Raw genomic sequence first — 23,081 nt, 5'->3', positions numbered from 1 at the left:
AATTTCGGCTTGCCTTTCTCCTCCAGCACCATTGTTATGAATATTTGGAAACAGCAAGCTTTGTTTTTGCTGATCGCACTCGTGTCTGTGGCTTTTTTTTGCCTTTATCCTGCTCTTCCACGTATCCTGAATAATCCTGAGCAATACTTGCATCTTAATGGAGCTAAAATTGTTATTTCAGCTCTGATCAATTACGCACTAATTTCTTTCTTTTACTTATTGTTTCGCAAAACGTTTATTACGATTTTCTTTAGCCAATTTATTTTCCTATTACTGATTTTTATCAACGCACAAAAAGAAAAATATTTATCCGCCAGTTTAGTCCCGAGTGATTTCTTACTTATTAAAGAAACTTTTACAGTCGCACCTTGGTTACTTAAATTTTCGGTGCTCACAGGCGTTGCTTTATGTATCGCACTGATGATTTTTTTATACCGTAAAGAGCGCTTAGAGAAAAAAAGATTATTCTTTTCCAATGCACTCTTGTCACTCTTGGGTTTAGGCTTTTTTATTAGCGCAAATTTTAGTAATAATTTTGGCCAACTCTGTAAACAAAATCCTCAAAGCTGGCTGTGTGAATATCGTCAAGCTTTTCCAAACACCAAAGGGGATTGGATTGGTGATCACCTTACCATCCAAAAAATTGGTTTTATTCCATTCTTCTTTTCTAAGTCTGTGGATAGCCTGAATACTCAACTGTTTAATACCGAAAATATTCCTGAGTCCACCATTAAGGCGCTGTATACGCCTTTTAGCCAAACAACGACTGTATCTACACATGCTGAACAGCAACCCAATATTGTGATGATCATGAGTGAAGCACATTGGGATGCACGTCAGTTAGGCAAAAGTATTCCACAAAACATCACGCCAACGCTGGATCGCTACCAAACTGCAAACCTGCTTTCTCCAAGTTTTGGTGGCGGTACAGCCAATGTAGAATTTGAAGTGCTGACCAGTCTGAATATTTACCTCAACCATAATGAGCTGATGTATGTATCCAAACTCAAGCGTCCCACCTATTCTTTGGCTACGTATTTAAATAGCTTGGGTTATGACACCACTGCTATGCATAACAGCGGCAAGTTCTTTTATAACCGCAATGCGGTCTATCAAAACTTAGGCTTTCACCGTTTTACTTCGCTGGAAAACATGACCAGTGCACAAGAGCGTGCCAAATATATCAATCAAGCAGGATGGGCAACGGATGATTTGCTCTATCAATCAATTCGCACACAACTCAAACATACCGAACAGCCACAGTTTATTTATGCGATTACTGTAGAAAATCACTTTAATTACAATGATGATCGCTACGGTAAAGATCACTTCAAAATTGATCAAGAAGGACTAAGTGATACCTCCAAACGCCAACTGAATACTTATCTGACTGGATTACAGCGTGCAGATCAACACGTTGAAAAACTGATTCAAGATTTGAAACAACTGGATCGTCCGACCATTGTGATTTTCTTTGGTGACCATTTACCGAGTTTAGGCAAAGTGTACGATGACTATCACTTCTTTGCTTCTGAACAAGAAAAAGCTGAAAAGAAAGATGTTCGTTTCTTTAGCACCCCTCTGACCGTCTGGAGTAATTATCCGATTGATCGTAGTCTATTCCAGCAAAAAGAAATTGCTGCGCATTTTCTAGCGCCTAAAGTCTTGGCTGCTGCAGAGTTGCCCCTTCCGCCTTATTATCAATTTATTCAAGAAGTCAGTGCTTGTTATAGTGCGATTCATCAAACGGGCGTAGACATTCAGCCAGATTGTAAATACCCACATCCACAACTACTGAATCAGTATAAAGATTTGAACATGGATGTGTTAAATGGGAAAAACCATAGCTATCAATTATTGGTGAAAAAAGCTGGATAATGGTTTAAAGCTTAGATGCATCTTGTGGCGTGGATTGAGATGTCGGTGAGGTGTTTTGCGCTTGCCCCCATGCTGAATCCGCTGGCTTTGCTTCAGTCGGACGTGGATCACACGCCATTAATGCAAAAGTGACCACAGCACAAAAAATGATAAAGAATTGAGCCATCAAAACCTGCTCCAATAAAATTGATGGCATGAGTCTACAGGCTGATCATGATCATACAATTAAGTGCCTGTTATCGATTGATCTTGATTTGATTAGGTTTTGTAAAGCAAAAAAAAAGCACCCTTTAGGGTGCTTTTTTTATAGATTCAATTACCAGCCCAGCGCTTCTTGCTGCTTCTGAATTAAAGCTTGAATCCCCTTTTCCGCCATTTCCAGCATGTCATTGGCTTGGCTACGGGTGAATGGCTTGTCTTCTGCAGTACCTTGAATTTCAATGAATTCACCTGCCTGCGTCATAACCACGTTCAAGTCGGTTTGACAGTTTGAATCTTCTTCATAACACAAGTCGAGCAGGACTTTATCCTTGTACATACCGACTGAAATTGCTGCCACCAAACCTTTCAATGGATCATGCTTAATTTTCTTTTGTTCAAGCAAAACATTCATGGCATCCACCAATGCCACCGCAGCACCAGTAATCGCCGCAGTACGTGTACCTCCATCAGCCTGAATCACATCACAGTCAATGGTAATGGTGTTTTCACCGAGTTTCTTTAAGTCCACCATGGCTCGTAAACTACGACCAATCAAACGCTGGATTTCTTGCGTACGTCCTGACTGTTTGCCACGTGCTGCTTCACGGTCGCTACGGGTATGGGTTGAACGTGGTAGCATGCCGTATTCCGCTGTTACCCAACCTTGTCCTTTACCTTTCAGGAACCGGGGTACAGAATTATCAATACTGGCTGTACAAAGCACTTTGGTATGACCAAATTCAACCAGCACAGAACCTTCAGCATAACGTGTGTAATTGCGGGTAATTTTTACATCACGTAATTGATCTAGAGTACGTTGGTCGATACGCATAATTCGCCTTTTATATTGATAGAAATCAGTTGCGCTCAAGTATAGCAGATGCCAACTGTTTGGTTGGTCTCTGCAAGGAATCAGCAAGAAAAAACGCAACCCCAGCATTTTCCTCAGCCATCAGATGTGATCCAGCCGCTACATATCTGCTGTTTTTTTCAGCATTAAGTTTGTTAAACTTTGATAAAGCCTTTCGAGAATAGCTATGTCGATACGGGATGAACGAAAACAGCAGAGCCACCAAGCCCTATTGGATGCCGCGTTAAGTTTAACGACGTCTGGACATTCGTTTAGTAGCTTAAGCCTTAGGGATATTACGCGTCCCGTTGGGCTCGTACCCACGGCATTTTATCGGCATTTTCAGGACAAAGAACAATTGGGCTTGGAACTGATCGACCAAGTCGCTCTTCAGCTCAAACGCGTTCTCCATCAATTAAAACTGGCCAGCCTGTTTCAGCCAGATGCCGATCTTGAAGCCCATCTAGATCAGTTTTTTGCTGCCGTCGAACAACATCCTGAATGGTGGATATTTTTTAGTGCGGAACGTTGGGGTGGTTCCCCCGTGCTCCGTCAGGCCATTGCCCGTGAAATTGATGCACTGATTGAGGACCTGACTCAAGATTTAAGTTTAATGAAACTGTCGCAGCAGCGATATGCAGCGCAGGATTTAGCTGCGCTCTCACATCTACTGATTAATTTGTCCTTTAATTGGGCCATTTCCTGGGTGAACTTTTGTATCAGCTCACCGCCAGCATCCTCGATTCAACAGCAAGCGTTTAAGCAGCAAACCATGCGGCAAATTCAACTGTTATTGACCGGGATTGCCCATCTTGAGCCTATCTCACCAGATCCAGATGCAAAGACATAAAAAAACCTGCAAAATCGCAGGTTTTTTAACGCTTGACCTATTATTTGGCTTTACGTTCTTTCTCTACCAAGTAGCTTACCACTTGCGTCACTTTACCATCTTCACCTTGCACCACGTACTTACCGTTGACCACGACAGCAGGCACGCCCGTTAACTGGTACTGTCTTGCCAATTGCTGTGACTGCGCCACTTTGGATGTGATTGGGAAAGAGTTGAACATGCTGTTAAATTTAGCTTCAGGCACCCCATATTTGCTAAAGAATTTCGCTTGCGATTGCTGGTCAAAAATTTGCTGACCATTCACATGAATCGCATGGAACAATGGTAAATGGGTATTCTTGCGTACACCTAATGCTTCAGAAACATAATAACCACGTGCCCCCTGCTCCCACACAGGGTTCATGGCTGCTGGAGTACGCACAAAACGTACATCTTTAGGAATGTTCTTCAACCAAGTTTGCATATGCGGTTCTAATATGAAGCAATGTGGGCAACCATACCAAAAGAATTCACGCACTTCGATTTTTCCTGGCACTTCAACTTTGCCTGGGTTAGCGACTACAGTATAGTCTTTGCCCGCAACAAAATCCGCTGCCATTACACTACCAGAAAATGCCAATACGGCCGTTGCAAGACTGCCCAAAAGGAATTTTTTCATTGCGTTTGTTGTCCTCTAAATCATTATGATGAGCTTATGCGAAAACTATAAAACAATTTAGTCGATTTCGTTTTCCTTCTGTGAACTTTTTTACTGCTTTTATCGCTTTTTTTAGAATTAACGCTACACTAGCCATATTGATCTTTATACCAAAGCAACTTGATTGAGGTGGCGCCAATGTCGAAATTAAATGTTGATCCGCAAGAAATTGCCAAATTTGAAGCATTCGCTGCTATATGGTGGGATCAGCATTCTGAATTCCGACCTTTACATCAAATTAACCCGCTACGCCTCAACTGGATTGATGAACGAGTCAATGGTCTTGCTGGTAAAAAAGTCCTCGATGTCGGCTGCGGTGGTGGCATTTTGGCTGAAAGTATGGCGCGTCGTGGTGCGCAAGTGCTGGGTATTGATATGGGCGTTGCGCCTTTAAATGTGGCACGCATTCATGCTGAACAAGAAGGTGTGCAGAATATTGAATATCGCCAAGTGCCCGTAGAAGAACTCGCCAAAGAACAAGCCGGACAATACGATGTGGTAACTTGCATGGAAATGCTGGAACATGTGCCCGATCCTGCATCGATTATTCATGCCTGCCAAACCTTGGTCAAACCAGGTGGTCACGTCTTCTTCTCGACCATTAACCGTAATCCAAAATCCTACTTATTTGCCATTATTGGCGCAGAATACATTTTAAGAATGTTGGCCAAAGGTACGCACGACTATCATAAATTCATTAAACCGTCTGAATTGGCGCATGACATCCGTCAGGCAGGACTGAATCTGAAAGATATGATCGGACTGCATTACAACCCACTGACCAAACGCTACTGGCTGGCGCCGAATGTCGATGTCAACTACATGGTCTACACGGTAAAAGCAGGTGAAGAATGAAAGCCGTCCTGTTTGATTTAGATGGCACCCTAATCGATACCGCGGCAGACTTTATCCGGATTATTCAGGGCATGTGCCGTGAAGCAGGTCGTACCGTGGTGGATGCCGATTTGATTCGCACCCAAGTGTCCGAAGGTGCACGTGCCATGGTGAAACTGGTCTATCCCGAACTGGCCGTGGATGACCCGATTTTTCTGGCCCATCGCCAACGCTTTCTCGATTTATACGGCGCAGATATTGCGGTGGATACCGATTTGTTTACAGGCATGCATCCCCTGTTAGCAGAGCTCGAACAGCAAAATATACCGTGGGGCATCGTGACCAATAAACCCCGTGGCCTCAGTGAATCTTTACTGGCTGCGTTGAATCTGACCGAACGCTGTGCGGTCTTGGTTTGTCCTGAAGATGTCAGCAAAACCAAACCTGATCCAGAACCGATGTATCTGGCAGCACAACACTTGCAGCTTCCCGCTGAGCAATGTATCTATGTCGGGGATCATCCGCGTGATATTGATGCGGGACGTCATGCCCAGATGTACACCATCTTGGCAGCCTACGGCTATTTACCACTCGAATACAAAGATGACTTAACAGCTTGGCAAGCGAATTGTATAGTGAACACAGTGAGCGAATTACAACAGGTGATTCAACAACAACTGTCGTTGAATACACCAATAAATACCTAAACTTGATTGAGTAAAATAAGAAGGAGGTGACCATGAAATATTCTGAATATCAGCCTCGCCCAGATCTCCTAAAAGATCGCATCATTTTAATTACTGGGGCTGGCGATGGCATTGGTCGTGCAGCTGCACTCAGTTATGCCTTACATGGGGCAACCGTAGTGTTACACGGTCGTACCCTCAACAAACTCGAAGTCATTTATGATGAAATCGAAAGTTTAGGCGCACCGCAACCGGCCATCCTTCCTCTGCAACTCTCCAGTGCTTCACCACGGGATTATGAGTTGCTATACGACACTTTAGAGACCCAATTTGGTCGTCTAGATGGTATTTTGCATAATGCAGGCATTTTGGGTGAGCGTACAGAACTTGAGCATTATCCAATTGATGTGTGGGATGATGTTATGGCCGTTAACCTGCGCGCGCCCTTCATCTTGACGCAAGAATTGTTGCCCCTGCTACAAAAATCAGAAAATGCCTCTGTGGTTTTTGCCAGCTCAGGCGTTGGGCGTCAGGTTCGAGAAAAATGGGGTGCCTATTCGGTGTCTAAAATTGCCATTGAAGCCGTAAGCCAGTTGTTTGCCAAAGAAAATCAGCATCCAAATGTCCGTTTCAATTGTATTAATCCAGGTGCAACACGGACGGCAATGCGTGCCAAAGCCTATCCAGAGGAAGACCCTAAAACACTTGCAACGCCGGAATCCATCATGCCAGCCTATTTATATTTAATGGGCGATGACAGTTTACAGATGAGTGGGCAAAGTATTGATGCGCAAGATTGATTGCCTGCGGTCTTAAATACGCACTGTTAAAATCCTTTGTGTCACACAAAGGATTTTTTTTGGCGATATTAATCGTTTTAATTTATTAAACTAACCAAAATATTCGGTTTTATAAATCAACCTAACTTTTCTACACTGTGCTGACATTCTCAGCGACATATCTAGGAAGCCTTTTGCCATGACCGATCTACAGCACAAAGTTGAGCTGATTCGCTCCATTCACTCTCTGCAACTGCCTGAAACACTGCTACACGCCTTAGATGATGCACAACAGGCACAGCGTGTGATTGAAGCGGTCGCTTGCTTGCAGCATTGGGTCGAGCAGTGGAATTAATTGCTGTTTTCCCCTCGTACGAATACCAATGAAATGCAGGACTGAAGCTGAATAGCGATGTGATTCAAACTCATTAAACTCAGCACAGTGTGCAACGTGTAAGCACAGAAAGATTTCCAAAACTGGATGATTTCATGGATAATATTCTTAATTTATCTATTTTTTTAAAGAATTAATCTAATTTCTTCACAGTTTCTCTGCATTTTTTTCGTACATTATTTACTGTGAAATGAACACATCGATAACGAGGGGTCAACATGAAAAAGATGATGGCAATATTGACCATTACTTTCAGTGCATTGATGGCAAGCAGCCTAAGTTCTGCTGCACCCCACTTTGATCATCGTGGTGGTGATGACCATCCCCGCAATAATCAAGGTAAGGGGCGAGACTTTCGTGATTTTGATCAAGATGATGACCGTATTCAAGACAAACGCCGCATGCGTGAAGAACGCGGGGTGAAACGTCTACAGCAGCATCAATGGCAAACTGGTTATGTCATGCCGCAGCATTATCGCGGCAACGGCTACAAAGTCGGGTATAAAGAGCATAATTTGCCTAAACCTGCACGCAATCAGCAATGGTACAAAATCAACAATGACTACATCTTAATTGATTCAGGTAGCAATGGGATTCTACGCATTGTGAATGATTAAATACATCGCAAAACGCTTAACCATTTTCGCCAGTCTGGCTCATCTCTAGACTGGTTTTTTTATGTCTACACGTTACCGATTCTCTGGGGGTAAATGGCAACAAAAATCGCGGATGCCTTTGTAGCATCTGTGTTTCGCGCATTTACAATCTCCGTTTTTTCTTCATCAAATTCACATTTCGACAATAGTGCTCTCATTATTTCTCTGCTGTTGTTGGTTACCTTGATCTCATCGAAACACAGCAACAGACATTGAGGCACAGCATGAATAAATTAGTTTCCGCAATCGTTTTTACTTTAGGTACAGCCGTAACCGCATCTGCAATTGCGGCGCCAGCTTATGAACATCGTTATGACCAACGCCACTATGCCGAGCAGCATGACCGCGACTGGAAAAAAGAAGATGGTCGTTGGAATGACAAACGTTATCAACGTATTAACCCAAGCCGCGATTGGCGTGTCGGTCAAACCCTACCACGTGGTTATGACTCTTCCCGCTATGCCGTAAATTATCGTGATGCGAAACGCTTACACAAACCAGCGCGTAATCAACAATGGTACAAAATTAACGGCGATTACGTCTTAGTCAACGAGCGCAATAACCGCATCCTGCATATTATTGGCTAATCTCTGCAGCCTCGATAGATTCCTTCCCTCGGCACCTTAACGAAAGTTAAGGTGTTTTTTTATCTAAGATTGTTCGCTCTGCATTTTTTTGATTAAAATCGACTATTGATTCAAATTTTTTGAGATAGGCATGCAAGCGAATTCGAACGATGTTTCACACAGCACAACTTTACAGTATGTGCACTGGTTTCGACATTCTGCACCCTATATCAATGCCCACCGTAATAAGACCTTTGTGATCATGTTTGATGGTGAAGCCGTCCAGCACGACAACTTCCAACATATTATCCATGACATTGCCCTGCTGAATTCCCTCGGGATTCGGCTGATTTTAGTGCATGGTGCGCGTCAGCAAATTAATCAGAACCTGAAAAGTAGTGGTTTGAGTACTCCATTCCATCAGCATCGTCGCATTACCACACGCGAGTCCCTAGGCTGTGTCATGAACGCGGTCGGCTCTGTCCGTTTGCAAATTGAAGCCTTATTGTCGATGGGACTCGCCAACTCCCCAATGTACGGGGCACGCATTGATGTGGTTTCGGGTAATTTTATTACTGCCAAACCGTATGGCATTCGGGATGGGATCGATTTTCAATTAACTGGTGAAGTTCGCAGTGTCGATACCGATGCCATTCAAAAACACCTGCAACAGCACAACATTGTCATGCTGGGCCCTGTGGGTTACTCCACGACTGGGGAAGTCTTTAACCTTCCTGCGGAAGAAGTGGCAACCCGAACAGCAATCAGTTTAAAAGCCGATAAACTGATTTTCCTTGGTAAACAACATGGTTTACAAAATGCCCAAGGGCAACTACAACGGGAAATTACCCCGCAGCGTTTAGATCAGTATATTCAGCAGCAGGGCAGCAATCCCGAACTGGCACAACAGCTCCGCAGTGCACAAGAGGCTTCGCTTAAAGGCGTACATCGCGTCCACCTGATCTCCTATACGTATGACGGGGCTTTGCTGGAAGAGCTGTTTACCCGTGATGGTTCGGGCACCATGGTCACCGATGCGCATTATGAAGATGTGCGCATGGCCAATATTCAGGATGTCGGTGGACTGATCAATTTACTGCGCCCACTCGAAGAAGACGGCATTTTGGTTTACCGTTCGCGGGAACGACTGGAGACTGAAATTGAACAGTTCGCGGTGATTGAGCGTGATGGCATGATTCTCGCCTGCGCCGCCCTGTATCCGATACCCGCCCAAGCCAATGAATTACGTTCGGCAGAAATTGCCTGCGTCGCGGTACACCCGAGCTACCGTAAATCCAATCGTGGCAGTCAAATCCTGCACTATTTGGAAGGAAAAGCCCGCAGTATGGGCATACAGCAATTATTTGTGCTGACCACGCGTACCGCACACTGGTTTTTGGAACATGGCTTTGAAACCGCCAATGTCGATGATCTGCCCAATGCTCGGCAAGCCCTGTATAACTATCAACGAAATTCTTTGGTATTTAAAAAACGGATTTAATCGCCTCATCGCACTTCTTTAGATTTCTGAGCTGCACAGCAACGACTTGAGCGAGAGTAGCTTGCTCAAGTCCAAGCACAATTACTCGACATAGCCCGATGTTTTTTACAAGCCGCATGACCAAGGTTTAGCAAGATTTATGCTATGGATATCTTGCAGCTTGCTAATTCAGGCTAAATGCTATATTCCGCTACTGCATAAACTTATACAGATTCGCTTAATAAAAAATAAAATTAATATTTTCAAAATCTTAAATAAGAATAAATTTATATTCTATTTTTACGCTAATTGAATTTTACACCTAAGTTTTGCTTTTTTTGATTTATCTTTTTTTTTCATGACCAATCCCTATTTTTTTATTTTTTCCGCATAACAAAGCGCTATAGCGTATCTGCTCAACCGAATATCAGTCTTTACCAGTTGCGGAGCATCCTGAACATGAGCAAGCGTCTTTTTACATCAACAACACGTCCATGGGCTGTTTTGACCGTTGTTGCTGGCAGTATGCTCATGGCAGGTTGTAGCCCACAAAAAGCTGAAACAATCACCTTAAACATTGGATTTCAAAAGTACGGCATCTTACCCATCGTGAAAGCCCGTGGCAGCTTAGAGCAAGCCTTAGCAGCCCAAGGGGTACAAGTAAATTGGGTCGAATTTCCAGCGGGCCCTCAATTGCTCGAAGGTTTGAATATCGGCAGTGTTGTGTTGGGTGAGGCTGGTGAAGCACCTCCAATTTTTGCCCAAGCTGCCAATTCTAATTTGATTTATGTCGCCAATCAGCCACCAGCCCCACAGGCTGAAGCACTAATTGTGCCGAAAAACTCAAACATTCACAGTATTCAAGACCTAAAAGGCAAACGTGTGGTGCTGAATAAAGGTTCCAATGTGCATTACCTGCTGTTGAAAGTACTGGAAGCACATCAACTCAAACTTTCGGATATTGAAGTGGTGTACTTACCTCCTGCCGATGCACGTGCGGCTTTTGAACGAGGTGCTGTCGATGCATGGGTCATTTGGGATCCGTTTTTCGCTGCTGCCGAACAGCAGTTGGGGGCACGTGTACTGGCGACCGGTGAAAAACTGGTCAGCAATCACCAGTTCTATTTGGCAGATCGTCAATTCGCCCAACAACATCCTGACATTTTAAAAACGGTGGTCAATGAATTAAATCAGACCACCACTTGGGTGGCACAGCATCAGCAAGAGTCAGCTCGACTTCTGCAAAAACCGACTGGCTTACCCGTTGAAGTTTTAAATCGTTCCATCTCACGTATGGGATTCGGGGTTCAACCCATTTCAACTGAAGTTGCCCAGCAACAGCAATTTATCGCGGATGCTTTTTATCAACAAAGCCTGATTCCCAATCAAATTGATATTCAAACTGCCATTTTAAAAACAACACCATAATAAAGAGGAATAACTTCATGCAACATTTTAAAACTATTAGCTTTGTAGGTTTAACCACACTCAGTATTGCCCTCAGTGGCTGTCAAAAAACGGAATCGCATCAGACTGCAGCAGCAGGCAAAGACACAACGGTTCCTGTCGAAACTTTGGCCATTGGTTACCAAAAATCTTCACTCAATTTATTGGTTGCACGCCAGCAAAAACTGTTTGAACAGGAATTTCCGCAAGCCAAAATCGAATGGAAAGAGTTTCCTGCAGGTCCTCAAATGCTAGAAGCCTTAGCTGTCGGTGCCGTTGATTTTGGTGCGGTGGGTAACACCCCACCCATCTTTGCTCAAGCGGCTGGTAAAGCATTGAGCTATGTTGGTTATGAACAAGTCCCTGCCAATTCTCAGGCTTTATTGATTCCCAAAAACAGCGCCATTCAATCTATTCAACAACTAAAAGGCAAACGCATAGCCGTGCAAAAAGGGTCCAGTGCGCATGAATTACTGGCCAAAATTTTACAACAGGCAGGCTTAAGCTGGCAGGACATTCAACCAATTTGGCTACCGCCTGCCGATGCACGTGCAGCCTTTGACAAACAGTCGGTAGACGCTTGGGCGATTTGGGAACCCTACCTCAGTGCAGCTGAACAGGATGCCCATGCCAAAGTGCTGATCGATGGCAGCGCCTTCCCGAAAACCTACTCGTTTTACATCGGCAATCCCAAATTTATTGCGGCACATCCGCAAGCCACCGCACAGTTTTTACATGGCTTAAATCAGGCCGATCAATGGGTACTCAAAAATCAGCCACAGGCTTTAACGGTCTATACCCAAAGTACGGGTTTGCAAACATCGATTGCACAACGCGTGATTGATAAACGTCTAAAGCCGTCACCGATTCAGACCTTAAACCCTGAAGTGATTCAGGCACAGCAGCAAATCGCTGATCTGTTCCAGCAGGTGCAACTGATTCCAAAAAATATTCAGGTGCAAAGCACCGTTTGGACAGCCCCGAAAGCGCACTAATCTGTAAATAATGTAAGGATATTAATAATGAAAATTTTCTGGTTTATTCCCACACATGGCGATAGTCGTTATTTAGGCACCAGCAAAGGCGCACGCCAAGTGGATCATGCCTATATGAAGCAAATTGCCGTTGCGGCAGATCATTTAGGTTATGAAGGAGTACTGATTCCCACGGGGCGTTCATGTGAAGATCCGTGGATTACGGCGGCCAGTTTGATTGATGCCACCCAAAATCTGAAATTTTTAGTAGCATTGCGTCCAGGGGTAACCACACCTGCATTGGCTGCACGCATGGCAGCCACATTTGACCGCCTCTCTAATGGCCGTGTGCTGCTGAATCTGGTCACAGGTGGTGATGAACAAGAACTCAAAGGCGATGGCATTTATGAAGACCATGCCACACGGTATGAAACCGCAAGTGAATACACCAAAATCTGGCGTGAAATTCTGACTCGCTCGCATACAGGCGAAGCCTTCAGTTTTCACGGCGAGCACTTAAAGGTTGATGATGCCAAACTGCTCTATCCACCAATCCAACACCCTTACCCACCGCTCTGGTTCGGAGGTTCATCGGATGCTGCCATTGAGTTGGCAACCGAGCAAGTCGATACCTATTTAACCTGGGGTGAACCACCTGCTGCGGTCAAAGAAAAACTGGCGCAAGTGCGTGAAAAAGCAGCCGCCAAAGGACGCCAGCTCAACTATGGCATACGTCTGCATGTGATTGTACGTGAGACCAATGAAGCGGCATGGCAAGCCGCCCATGAGCTGATTCAGTATGTGAATGATGCCACCATCGCTGCCGCACAACAAAAATTCAAGCAAATGGATTCGGTTGGACAGCGACGCATGGCAGAACTGCATAATGGTGACCGCAGCAAATTGGAAGTTTCTCCAAATCTATGGGCCGGTGTAGGACTGGTGCGTGGCGGTGCAGGAACGGCGCTGGTGGGCGACCCACAAACCGTAGCAGATCGCATTCAGGAATATGCCGATTTGGGCATCAGCACTTTTATTTTCTCTGGCTACCCACATTTGGAAGAGTCGATTCGCTTTGCCGAACTGGTTTTCCCACTTTTACCTTTGGAAACCCGTAAAAAATTATCGCAACCCAATCTCACGGGGCCTTTCGGTGAAATTGTCGCGAACAATTATGTCCCGAGCCAGACGCTGGCTGCACGTCCCATTAAGGAGTCCGCCTAATGTCTAGAATCACTGCGGCTGGAACTTTTCCCAAGCGAAAAGTTTCACGTGGAACAAAATTTGGGCAGCGTTTGCTGCCCTGGCTGGTACCTTTATTGCTGATTCTGCTCTGGCAAATCGCCTCAACTTCAGGTCTGCTGCAAAGTCGAATTTTGCCTGCGCCTACGGCGGTCATCAGTGCATTCTGGCACTTACTGATCAGTGGTGAACTTTGGCATCATGTCCAAGTCAGTGCAGGACGTGCCTTACTCGGTCTCGCTCTTGGTGGAGGTCTGGGCTTAGCTTTGGGACTGTTGAATGGCTCCTCCAAAACCGCCTCGACCCTGCTCGATACCACCTTGCAAATGATTCGGAATATTCCAGCTTTAGCTTTAATTCCACTGGTGATTCTCTGGTTTGGCATTGATGAAAGCGCCAAGCTGTTCTTGGTCGCTGTGGGCGTGTTCTTCCCGATTTATATCAATACCTATCACGGTATTCGCTCTGTCGACCCGCAACTGATTGAAATGGGCAAAAGCTACGGACTGAGTCGTTGGCAACTGTATAAAAATATTATCCTGCCTGGGGCGATGCCCTCAATTTTGGTCGGTTTGCGTTTTGCTCTCGGCTTGGTTTGGGTGTTGCTGATTGTAGCAGAAACCATTTCAGCCCAAGCAGGAATTGGTTATATGACTATGAATGCGCGTGAGTTCTTACAAACCGATGTGGTTTTGGTGGGCATCTTGCTATATGCCCTACTCGGTAAACTGGCCGATGTACTGGCTGTCAGCTTAGAAAAATACTTATTGCGCTGGCACCCTGGCTATCAAAAATAAGGAGCAGAAAATGACCGATCTCAGCATTGGCGAGCATGTCGCTGAACAGATACAACAGTCCAAACATCAACCTGCCGATATACAACCGAATGCGCTACTGGGTGCAGAAATTTTAATTGAGCAACTGCATAAATTTTATGGCGATGTCCAAGTCTTGCAAGATTTGGACTTACACATCCAACCCGGTGAGTTTATGGCAATCGTCGGGCGCAGTGGCTGTGGCAAAAGTACCTTATTAAGGCTGATTGCCGATCTGGAACAGCCGAGCTACGGTGAAATCAAATTCAAGTCGGCTCGTCATCTGCGCGAAGGCATTACCCGTGATGATATCCGCGTGATGTTCCAAGACCCGCGCCTGTTACCTTGGCGCAGTATTGAACAAAATGTCCATTTGGGTTTGAACAAGTCTGCACATCAACAGGCCAGTGCCTTACTGGAAAAAGTCGGCTTAAAGGAGAAAGCCGACCAGTGGCCTGCGCAACTTTCCGGTGGTCAGCGGCAACGCACCGCCCTCGCACGTGCCTTGTCCCATCAGCCGCGGGTTTTATTATTAGATGAACCCTTAGGTGCCTTAGATGCGCTCACCCGCCTAGAGATGCAAAAACTGATTGAACAGCTGTGGCGCGAACAAGGCTTTACCGCCATTTTGGTCACGCATGATGTCAGCGAAGCGGTACAATTGGCAGACCGGATTATTTTATTGGATCAGGGTCATATCGCACGTCAATTTCAGGTAGACCTGCCACGGCCACGGGAAAAAAACTGGCAATTTGCCGAGCTAGAACAGCAGGTTTTAAATGCTGTTTTAGCCACGAAATAATCATGTCGCAACCCAATCCTCGGATGAGGATCGGGTTCAAGACAAAATTTCACTGTCATAAAAATGTCACATAAATGTCATATTTGAAACAAATATGGTCTCAATTGGTGCATTTCCCGATACATTTGTCCGTTTCATCTTTTTAACTGGCAGATTGTGAAATCACGCCATATTATTTCATCCCGAAATTTCAGGATTTCATCAAATTACTGGATTTGTTGATGCACAAATCTGATGATTTGCCGTACAATTTAGCCTTCCCTGAATTTTTTAAAGCTGCGAATGGAACAAAAAAAGAGTACTCAAAAGCGCCATCAATTGCTGAATGCCGCACTTGATGTTTTTTCCTTATATGGATTTAACGGGGCTAGTTTAGATGAAATTGCTCAACTTGCTGAAATGCATAAGTCGAACATTTTCTATTACTATGAAAATAAAGAAGCATTGTATGTTGAAGTACTGACCACGGTCTTGCAAAAATGGTTAGCACCTCTGCAAATGCTCGAAGCAGAATTAGAGCCGACGGAAGCGATTACCAATTATTTACTGCAAAAAATTGAACTGTCACGCACGCAACCGAAAGCTTCGCGTTTATTTGCCTTAGAAATTATTCAAGGCGCGCCGCATATTTTAGAGATCTTAAAAGGTCCACTAAAAAAACTGGTAAAACGCAAAGCCAAAGTGATTAGCATGTGGCAAGAACAAGGTAAAATTTCTGCAGACATTGATCCAGAATTACTGATTCTAAACATTTGGGCCGTGACGCAAAACTATGCCGACTTTGCCACGCAAATGGAAATGGTGACGGGTAAGACCTTGCGTAACCGCAGCATGCAACAGCGTGTCATTCAGCATACCGTGCACATGATGCTTTACGGGATCTTACCGCGCGAGCAAAATAGCTAATTCCTGCTCCCTTGTATTGGCAACACGACCATAGCCCTCTATGGTCGCCAAGCCTATTATTCCGCTTTGAAAGATTGGTATAAGGACAACAATTTTTCTGCCCCCAACAGTAAATTCTCTTCCCAATCCATATGCGCAGTATCATTGGCGCCATCAGTAATGTATTTCACTGAAATCAGACGCACCCCCAGCTTTTTACACACTTTAGCCATCGCATAGCCTTCCATGTCCACCAAATTACAAGGCACTTTGGGCTGACCGATTTCAAAACTGTCCCCTGTCCCACAAATGCCTTTTGGTAACTGGCTAAAATAAGGCTCTAAATCAATCGCTGCGGGATGGTCATGATCCATCGGAGTGACCCCGACTTCAAAGCCGAGGGGTGAAACATCCATATCGCGTTGCACGAAGCTGGTGACTTCAACCAAGGCATGTCGGTCAAAATGCGAACTGCCTGCACTACCCAAATTGAGCAAGGTGTTACAGCCTGTTGCCTGAATCACCTCAAAGGCTTTAAAGGCGGCATTCACTTTACCAATGCCACTGTAATGCACATCAATCTGAGCCTGTTCAAACAGACCTTTCGACTCATTGGGTAAAGCCATAATTAAGGCTAATGGAGATTTCATGCGGACCACTCAAAACAAAATCCTGCTATTAAAAATCAAAACCACGCAGGCTGCAAATCAGGCCATTTTTGCATTAAAAGCTCTGGGGCGCGCACGGATATTTTTGTCCTATTTTTGCTGTAAATACAGATGCAGGCAGGGCGAAAAGAATAAGCGTCCAGCGTAAAAGCCTGCTACCGTTTTACTCATGACCAAGCCCCATAACAGCATTAATAAGATCGCGAAACCATAGCCAATGCTGCGTAACCCATCCAGTTGTAACTGCTGTGCCAGCTGCAAAATGGCTAAACTAAAGACGCCCAAGGGAAAAGTCATGCCCCACCAGCCCAAATTAAACGGTAAATGCTTTAAGGCATGCTTCAGGCTAATCAACATAGCGATACCCAGCCACCACAGCCCAAATCCCAACAACAGCAAACTGCTCAATACCCCAGCCTGATGCAAGAATTCACCCAAGCCGCTTATCGGCAACTGCATGCTGAGTCGTTGCGCTTGCTCACCCAAAAGTAACAAGGCCAACGCGCCTGTACCAATTGGGCCCACTGCTAACCAGCCTGTCATCGCCAGTTCTTGATTCGGCAATTGATGCAAGGCCAAACGTAAAAACAGAATCCCTAAAATCAGCAAGGCAGGAAAAACTGAGATTCCCCAGAGTAAATAACTGCCGAATAAGATGCTGAGCGCATGCGCATTTGCAGGTAAATGCTGCAATAAACTACCACCTGTCGCTGCGGCAACTTCACACGCCACAATCGGCAATAACCACACGGCGGTCATCTGAGATAACTGATGTTGCTGACAACTGAACATACAGAAGGGCACCACAAACGCCACACTGAATGCCAGCACGACATCGACATACCACAACCACTGAGCAATATCGACCACAGCCGGGCCGTACAGGGTGACACCATATTTCAGGCTCCCATTGATCAGCGTTGCCAATGCCATCGGAATCGTACCCAAAAACAGGCTCATGCTCGGATGGCTAAAAATTTGCTTGGCTTCCTGCGGGTAGAAGAGCCAACGTAAGCCATAAAGCAGACTAAACAGCGTAAAGAGCACCAGATTAAGATGCCATAAAGCGGCACCAGCAGCCCCAAACCAAGGATGAATAGTGTCAAATTCAGCCAGAATCACAGCCAAAATGCCAGTTCCCATACAGACAGTAAACCAGTTTGGAGTAAACTGACGAATCAGGTCATGCCATTGGGGTAATTGATAAAAAGGCTTTTTCATCGGGTTTTCATCCAATATGAGCAGTTATGTTGATCTTACAACGCCGCATAAATAAGAAAAATTGATTATTTTTTATTTTTAAAATCATTTTTATTGATTAATATTTACCACATTAATAAATTTTACTGAGTAAAAACACAACAACAAGACGAAACGAACAGAATATGGCAATATATAAGCCTGATTATTTTTCATTTATTGATTAGCCCATGAAGCTGCTCCGCCTGAATGCTTTAGCACCAGACTTTCAATTACCCAAAACCGCTGTGACGATTGGTAATTTTGACGGTGTGCATTTGGGGCATCAAGCCATGATTCAGCAACTCAAAAGTGTGGCCGCACAACAACAACTGCAGACCTTGGTCATGATTTTTGAGCCGCAACCGCTGGAATTTTTTCAAGGTTATGAAGCACCTCCTCGTATTACCTCACTGCGCGAAAAAGTCGAATATTTAAGTGAGCTGGGGGTGGACTATATTGCCGTGGCCAAATTTGACCATTATTTCCGTGGTTTAAGTGCAGAAGCTTTTGCCGACTTACTCAAACATCAACTCAATGCTGAACATTTGGTACTGGGCGATGATTTCCATTTTGGCAAAAACCGCCAAGGCAATAGTGAATATCTACGTAACTACGGTTTTCAAGTCACCAATTTGACCACCATTTCTCTGCATGGAGAACGCGTCAGTTCAACCCGTATTCGTCAAACCCTGCAAGCCGGGGATTTGGCACTGGCAGCCCAGTTGTTGGGACGACCTTATAGTATTACGGGGCGGGTGCAATACGGCGATCAAATTGGCCGTACCCTTGATTTTCCGACCATTAATGTCCGTTTAAACCGTCATAAACCGTGTCTGAACGGGATTTATGGGGTCGATGTCATTTGCGAAACCACCTCTTTACAAGACAAAGTGCGACAAGACAGCCCAGAACAAAAAGGAGTTTTGGGTTATCAGGCGAACGCTTTGTTTGGTGCGGGGCACGTTGGAACACGACCAGCCATCCAACAAGAACATCCAGAGTGGCGATTAGAAGTACATTTCCCTAATGTTTCTGCTAATCTGTATGGCTTGTTAATGCGGGTCACCTTCTTGAACTATTTACATGGTGAAAAGAACTACCCTTCGCTGGAAGCACTAAAAGCGGGAATCGATGATGATGTGGAGAAGCTCCTTGAGTTTCGTCACAACAACCCAACCTTTCCCTTTTAAATACCGAAAATTTTATGTAAAACGCGTCAGTCTTAAAGCTGATTAAATTGGAAGAAATCTTGCATGAGCGATAAGCAAACTCCTGAAAATGCAGTGGATTATAAAGCCACACTAAACCTCCCAGGTACTGAATTTGCAATGAAAGCAAACCTTGCAGTACGTGAAGCTAAATGGTTAGAAGAGTGGTATGCCGACAACATTTATCAGCAGATTCGTGCATCGCGTATTGGCAAGAAAAAATATGTGCTGCATGATGGCCCTCCATATGCCAATGGTCAGATTCACTTAGGCCATGCCGTCAATAAAGTACTCAAAGACATTATTATTAAAAGTCGTGTCCTCGACGGTTTCGATGCGCCATACGTACCAGGTTGGGACTGCCACGGCCTGCCTATTGAACTGAAAGTCGAAGAAAAAGTCGGTAAAGTCGGCGTCAAAGTCGATGCCTCAACGTTCCGTAAAGCTTGTCGTGAGTACGCTTACACCCAAGTTGAACTGCAAAAGAAAGACTTTGTCCGCATGGGGGTGTTTGGGGATTGGGACAATCCTTACCTCACCATGAACTTCAAACAAGAAGCAGACATCGTGCGTTCTTTGGGTGCAATTGCCAAAGCGGGTCATATTGAACCGGGTCTGAAACCTGTGAACTGGTGTTTAGACTGTGGTTCGGCACTTGCTGAAGCCGAAGTGGAATATGAAGACAAAAAATCCGACGCGATTGACGTTGGTTTTAGTGTTGTCGATGTAGCCGATCTTGCTGCACGTTTAGGCGTAGCGGTTGCCGAGCGTACCGACATCGTGATCTGGACCACCACGCCTTGGACCTTGCCTGCCAACCAAGCGGTGGCTTTACATGCCGAACTTGAGTATCAGTTGGTGAAAGCACGTGGCGAAGAAAAAGAGCCACAAAACTTTATCTTGGCGAAAAACTTAGTGGAGTCAGCAACTGAACGTTATGGTTTTAATAGCGTTGAAGTTTTGGCTGAGTTCACAGGTAGCAAACTTGAGCATTTAAGCTTGCAACATCCCTTGATCGCTGAGCGTCAAGTGCCCGTAATTTTAGGTGAGCACGTGACTGCCGACAGTGGTACAGGGGCAGTCCATACCGCACCTGCACACGGTGTCGACGACTATAAAGTCGGCTTGACTTATAACCTCAGCATTGACAACCCAGTCGGTGGCAATGGCGTTTACTTGCCAAGCTCTCCAATTTTTTCGGGCGAACATATTTATAAAGCCAACCCACAAATCATTGCCGCTTTAGGCGATGCAGGTAAATTGTGGGCACATAAGCCAATCAAGCATAGCTATCCGCACTGCTGGCGCCACAAAACACCAATTATTTTCCGTGCGACCCCGCAGTGGTTCATCAGCATGGATGCCAAAGGCTTACGCCAAGGTGCCTTGAACGCGATTGAAAACGAAATCAGTTTCGTCCCGGATTGGGGTAAAAACCGTATTCAAGCCATGATCGAAGGTCGTCCAGACTGGTGTATCTCGCGTCAACGTACTTGGGGTGTGCCAATCCCGTTCTTCGTGCATAAAGACACCAATGAGCTACACCCGCGTACAGCAGAACTCATTGAAGAAGTGGCCACCCTGATTGAGCAAGAAGGCATTGACGCCTGGTACAACCGTGAAGCCAAAGACTTTATTGGTGACGAAGCTGAACAGTACAACTGCGTACGCGACACTTTAGACGTTTGGTTCGACTCAGGCACAACGCACTATGCCGTGCTGCGTGAGCGTGAAGAACTGACCGATCCAGCCGATTTGTACCTTGAAGGTTCAGACCAGCACCGTGGCTGGTTCCAGTCGTCCTTATTGACTTCGGTAGCCATCAATCAACGTGCCCCATACAAAGGCTTATTGACGCATGGTTTCGTGGTCGATGAAAAAGGCCGCAAGATGTCAAAATCTTTGGGCAACATCATTACCCCACAAGACATCATTAAAGACATGGGTGCCGACGGCTTACGTTTCTGGATTGCCTCAGCCGATTACCGCTATGAAATGACAGCGGGTAAAGAAATCTTTAGCCGTGCTTCTGACGGTTATCGTCGTATTCGTAACACGCTGCGTTTCTTGTTGGCGAACTTGAATGGTTTCAAACCATCAACTGACGCCTTAGCTGTGGATCAATTGATTGCGCTCGATCAATACATCTTGCAACGTGCCGCTGATGTCCAGAAAACCATTCAACAGGCCTATGAAGATATGAACTTCCATATCGTCACCAATGCCTTGACCAACTTCTGTATTAACGACTTGGGTGGTTTCTACCTCGACATCATCAAAGACCGTCAGTACACCACCAAAGCGGATTCACAAGCACGTCATTCAGCGCAAACCGCGTTGTATCACTTGGTACAAGCCTTTGTGCGTTGGATGTCACCAATCTTGAGCTTTACCGCGCAAGAAGCATGGCCACTCATTCCAGAACAAACTGAGAAATACGTGTTCACTACAGAGTGGTATGACATTCCTGTGGCATCGACAGCAAACTTGTTGTCTGAAGCTGACTGGCAAACCCTAATTGCCGTCAAGTCTGCCGTGAATAAGCATATTGAAGTTGCACGTAACGAAAAACTGGTGGGTTCGAACTTGTCTGCCAAAGTCGAGCTTTGGGCCAATCAAGAACTGAAAACTGTGTTAGATCGTTTAGGCGATGAACTGCGTTTTGTTCTGATTACCTCACAAGTACAGGTACATGCCTTTGACACGGCTCAAGGTCAGGCATCTGATCTAGACGGTTTACAGGTGAAAGTGTCTGCTGCGGAAGGTGAAAAATGTGCGCGCTGCTGGCATGTGCTTCCTGATGTGAATACACATCACGAACATCCAGGTTTATGTGCGCGTTGTATTATTAACCTCCCTACTGGTCAAGGCGAAGAGAGAAAATATGCCTAATCCACAACAGAAAGCGGGCCTGTTTCAATTCTACCCACACAATTTGCTGTGGGTGGGGTTATCTATTTTGGCCATTGTGTTAGATCAATGGACCAAGTGGATTGCCTCAACACATTTGAATTATGCAGATCCGGTACCTGTGCTGCCTTTTTTAAATTGGACTTTACTGCATAACTATGGCGCAGCCTTTAGTTTCTTGTCCGATGCTGGCGGCTGGCAACGTTATTTCTTTACCTCACTTGCAGGATTGGTTTCGGTGATTTTTGTGTTTTGGCTCATGCGTATGCCGAAACACCTCACTATTTTACCGATGGCGATTGCGCTGATTTTAGGTGGTGCTGTAGGGAATTTAATTGATCGCGTGACCTTGGGTTATGTGGTCGATTTTATTCATGTCTATTACAACAATAGTCACTTCCCTGCCTTTAATATTGCCGACAGTGCCATTACCCTCGGAACCATTCTGTTGCTTATAGATACGTTTTTCTTAGAAAAACATCGAATTCAACGTGCGGATGCGCAACATCATGAATGAAATTATGAATCCCAATGAAGAAACCCGGATTGAACAAGGTTCAAAGGTTGATCTTCATTTTTCAGTCGCCATTGAAAATGGTGTAGAAATTGACAATAGCCGTAGCCGTGCTGAACCGGTCAGCTTGGTGATGGGTGATGGCAGTTTATTGCCTGGTTTTGAAAAAGCCTTGTTTGGTCTACGCGCGGGTGACCGCCGTACCGTGAGTCTGCCGCCAGAAGATGCTTTTGGCCCATGGAACCCTGAAAACGTACAGAAATTTGACACGGTGAAATTTGAGCAGCGTCCAGTTGAAGGGCACATGATCGAGTTTGAAGACAAGGCCAAACAAAGCCTGTACGGCGTGGTGAAATCCGTCGCGGATGACATTACCGAAGTGGATTTTAATCATCCATTGGCGGGCAAAAATATTACCTTTGAAGTGGAAATCTTCAAAGTCACCCCTGCAGGTCAGCAAGGCGTGAAATTCATGTAAAAGCTCGCTTTTACAACCCCAAAAAC

General features: G+C 45.1%; 24 protein-coding genes. 19 read left to right on the top strand and 5 right to left on the bottom strand.

Annotated elements, in window-relative coordinates; translation table 11 throughout:
• Positions 1–36 precede the first annotated feature (36 nt).
• On the top strand, positions 37–1,878 hold the full coding sequence (locus tag AC6CHI_RS14525; protein WP_498122126.1) for an LTA synthase family protein: 1,842 nt from the start codon (positions 37–39) through the stop codon (positions 1,876–1,878).
• A 4-nt stretch (positions 1,879–1,882) separates the two neighbouring features.
• Here the strand turns inward: AC6CHI_RS14525 and AC6CHI_RS14520 are convergent, their stop codons facing one another.
• Complete coding sequence (locus AC6CHI_RS14520; RefSeq protein ID WP_498122124.1) at positions 1,883–2,044, bottom strand: ABZJ_00068 family colistin stress protein; 162 nt, start codon at positions 2,042–2,044, stop codon at positions 1,883–1,885.
• Positions 2,045–2,194: 150 nt separating this feature from the next.
• Positions 2,195–2,911, bottom strand: a complete 717-nt coding sequence (gene rph / locus AC6CHI_RS14515) for a ribonuclease PH (RefSeq protein WP_458893146.1) — start codon at positions 2,909–2,911, stop codon at positions 2,195–2,197.
• A gap of 205 nt (positions 2,912–3,116) precedes the next feature.
• On the opposite strand from rph, the gene AC6CHI_RS14510 reads away from it, so the two are divergent.
• Positions 3,117–3,779 (top strand): TetR family transcriptional regulator, encoded by a 663-nt coding sequence (locus AC6CHI_RS14510; protein ID WP_498122122.1) that lies wholly within the window; start codon positions 3,117–3,119, stop codon positions 3,777–3,779.
• Positions 3,780–3,819: 40 nt separating this feature from the next.
• Here AC6CHI_RS14510 and AC6CHI_RS14505 read toward each other — a convergent pair whose 3' ends face one another.
• Positions 3,820–4,437 (bottom strand): thiol:disulfide interchange protein DsbA/DsbL, encoded by a 618-nt coding sequence (locus tag AC6CHI_RS14505; RefSeq protein ID WP_498122121.1) that lies wholly within the window; start codon positions 4,435–4,437, stop codon positions 3,820–3,822.
• A 177-nt stretch (positions 4,438–4,614) separates the two neighbouring features.
• Between AC6CHI_RS14505 and ubiG the strand changes: the two genes are divergently transcribed.
• The 13 genes from ubiG to AC6CHI_RS14440 all read left to right on the top strand — a co-directional run bounded on the left by ubiG (position 4,615) and on the right by AC6CHI_RS14440 (position 16,056).
• Positions 4,615–5,331: a bifunctional 2-polyprenyl-6-hydroxyphenol methylase/3-demethylubiquinol 3-O-methyltransferase UbiG gene (gene ubiG / locus AC6CHI_RS14500; protein WP_498122120.1), complete on the top strand. Its 717-nt coding sequence runs from the start codon at positions 4,615–4,617 to the stop codon at positions 5,329–5,331.
• Positions 5,328–6,017, top strand: a complete 690-nt coding sequence (locus tag AC6CHI_RS14495) for an HAD family hydrolase (RefSeq protein WP_498122119.1) — start codon at positions 5,328–5,330, stop codon at positions 6,015–6,017. Before ubiG ends, AC6CHI_RS14495 begins: the two co-directional genes overlap by 4 nt.
• 32 nt (positions 6,018–6,049) lie before the next feature.
• Complete coding sequence (locus AC6CHI_RS14490) at positions 6,050–6,796, top strand: YciK family oxidoreductase (RefSeq protein ID WP_458893151.1); 747 nt, start codon at positions 6,050–6,052, stop codon at positions 6,794–6,796.
• Between the two features lie 178 nt (positions 6,797–6,974).
• The gene (locus AC6CHI_RS14485) at positions 6,975–7,130 is read left to right on the top strand and encodes a hypothetical protein (RefSeq protein ID WP_458893152.1); all 156 of its coding nucleotides are present in this window, start codon (positions 6,975–6,977) and stop codon (positions 7,128–7,130) included.
• Positions 7,131–7,387: 257 nt separating this feature from the next.
• Positions 7,388–7,786, top strand: coding sequence for an RcnB family protein (locus AC6CHI_RS14480; RefSeq protein WP_498122117.1), 399 nt, complete (start codon positions 7,388–7,390; stop codon positions 7,784–7,786).
• Between the two features lie 263 nt (positions 7,787–8,049).
• Positions 8,050–8,412, top strand: a complete 363-nt coding sequence (locus AC6CHI_RS14475; protein ID WP_498122116.1) for an RcnB family protein — start codon at positions 8,050–8,052, stop codon at positions 8,410–8,412.
• A 130-nt stretch (positions 8,413–8,542) separates the two neighbouring features.
• The gene (gene argA, locus AC6CHI_RS14470) at positions 8,543–9,892 is read left to right on the top strand and encodes an amino-acid N-acetyltransferase (RefSeq protein ID WP_458893155.1); all 1,350 of its coding nucleotides are present in this window, start codon (positions 8,543–8,545) and stop codon (positions 9,890–9,892) included.
• Positions 9,893–10,330: 438 nt separating this feature from the next.
• Positions 10,331–11,299, top strand: a complete 969-nt coding sequence (locus AC6CHI_RS14465; RefSeq protein ID WP_498122115.1) for a sulfonate ABC transporter substrate-binding protein — start codon at positions 10,331–10,333, stop codon at positions 11,297–11,299.
• Between the two features lie 17 nt (positions 11,300–11,316).
• A complete protein-coding gene (locus AC6CHI_RS14460) occupies positions 11,317–12,312 on the top strand; it encodes an aliphatic sulfonate ABC transporter substrate-binding protein (protein WP_498122114.1) in 996 nt (331 codons plus the stop codon).
• 27 nt (positions 12,313–12,339) lie between these two features.
• Positions 12,340–13,515, top strand: coding sequence for an FMNH2-dependent alkanesulfonate monooxygenase (ssuD, locus tag AC6CHI_RS14455; protein WP_498122112.1), 1,176 nt, complete (start codon positions 12,340–12,342; stop codon positions 13,513–13,515).
• The gene (gene ssuC, locus AC6CHI_RS14450) at positions 13,515–14,330 is read left to right on the top strand and encodes an aliphatic sulfonate ABC transporter permease SsuC (RefSeq protein WP_458893158.1); all 816 of its coding nucleotides are present in this window, start codon (positions 13,515–13,517) and stop codon (positions 14,328–14,330) included. The genes ssuD and ssuC overlap by 1 nt, the downstream gene beginning before the upstream one ends.
• A 10-nt stretch (positions 14,331–14,340) precedes the next feature.
• On the top strand, positions 14,341–15,150 hold the full coding sequence (locus tag AC6CHI_RS14445; RefSeq protein ID WP_498122111.1) for an ATP-binding cassette domain-containing protein: 810 nt from the start codon (positions 14,341–14,343) through the stop codon (positions 15,148–15,150).
• Between the two features lie 282 nt (positions 15,151–15,432).
• On the top strand, positions 15,433–16,056 hold the full coding sequence (locus AC6CHI_RS14440; protein WP_458893160.1) for a TetR/AcrR family transcriptional regulator: 624 nt from the start codon (positions 15,433–15,435) through the stop codon (positions 16,054–16,056).
• A gap of 56 nt (positions 16,057–16,112) precedes the next feature.
• On the opposite strand, the gene AC6CHI_RS14435 is transcribed toward AC6CHI_RS14440, so the two are convergent.
• Positions 16,113–16,685 carry a phosphorylase family protein gene (locus tag AC6CHI_RS14435; protein WP_498122109.1) on the bottom strand — a complete coding sequence of 191 codons (573 nt, stop codon included), beginning with the start codon at positions 16,683–16,685 and terminating at the stop codon, positions 16,113–16,115.
• 108 nt (positions 16,686–16,793) lie between these two features.
• Positions 16,794–17,924, bottom strand: coding sequence for a TDT family transporter (locus AC6CHI_RS14430; RefSeq protein ID WP_498122107.1), 1,131 nt, complete (start codon positions 17,922–17,924; stop codon positions 16,794–16,796).
• Positions 17,925–18,133: 209 nt separating this feature from the next.
• On the opposite strand from AC6CHI_RS14430, the gene ribF reads away from it, so the two are divergent.
• From ribF to AC6CHI_RS14410, 4 genes are all read left to right on the top strand, one after another.
• Complete coding sequence (ribF, locus tag AC6CHI_RS14425) at positions 18,134–19,135, top strand: riboflavin biosynthesis protein RibF (protein ID WP_498122105.1); 1,002 nt, start codon at positions 18,134–18,136, stop codon at positions 19,133–19,135.
• Between the two features lie 63 nt (positions 19,136–19,198).
• Positions 19,199–22,045, top strand: coding sequence for an isoleucine--tRNA ligase (ileS, locus tag AC6CHI_RS14420; RefSeq protein WP_498122104.1), 2,847 nt, complete (start codon positions 19,199–19,201; stop codon positions 22,043–22,045).
• Entirely contained in the window at positions 22,038–22,580 is a 543-nt protein-coding gene (lspA, locus tag AC6CHI_RS14415) for a signal peptidase II (protein ID WP_458893165.1), read from the top strand. Before ileS ends, lspA begins: the two co-directional genes overlap by 8 nt.
• The gene (locus AC6CHI_RS14410) at positions 22,573–23,055 is read left to right on the top strand and encodes an FKBP-type peptidyl-prolyl cis-trans isomerase (protein WP_498122103.1); all 483 of its coding nucleotides are present in this window, start codon (positions 22,573–22,575) and stop codon (positions 23,053–23,055) included. Before lspA ends, AC6CHI_RS14410 begins: the two co-directional genes overlap by 8 nt.
• The last annotated feature ends 26 nt before the right edge of the window (positions 23,056–23,081 follow it).

Source organism: Acinetobacter sp. GQ146, from assembly GCF_059758585.1.
Note: the sequence above shows the minus strand (reverse complement) of the source record. Positions and strands in the feature narration are given on the sequence as shown.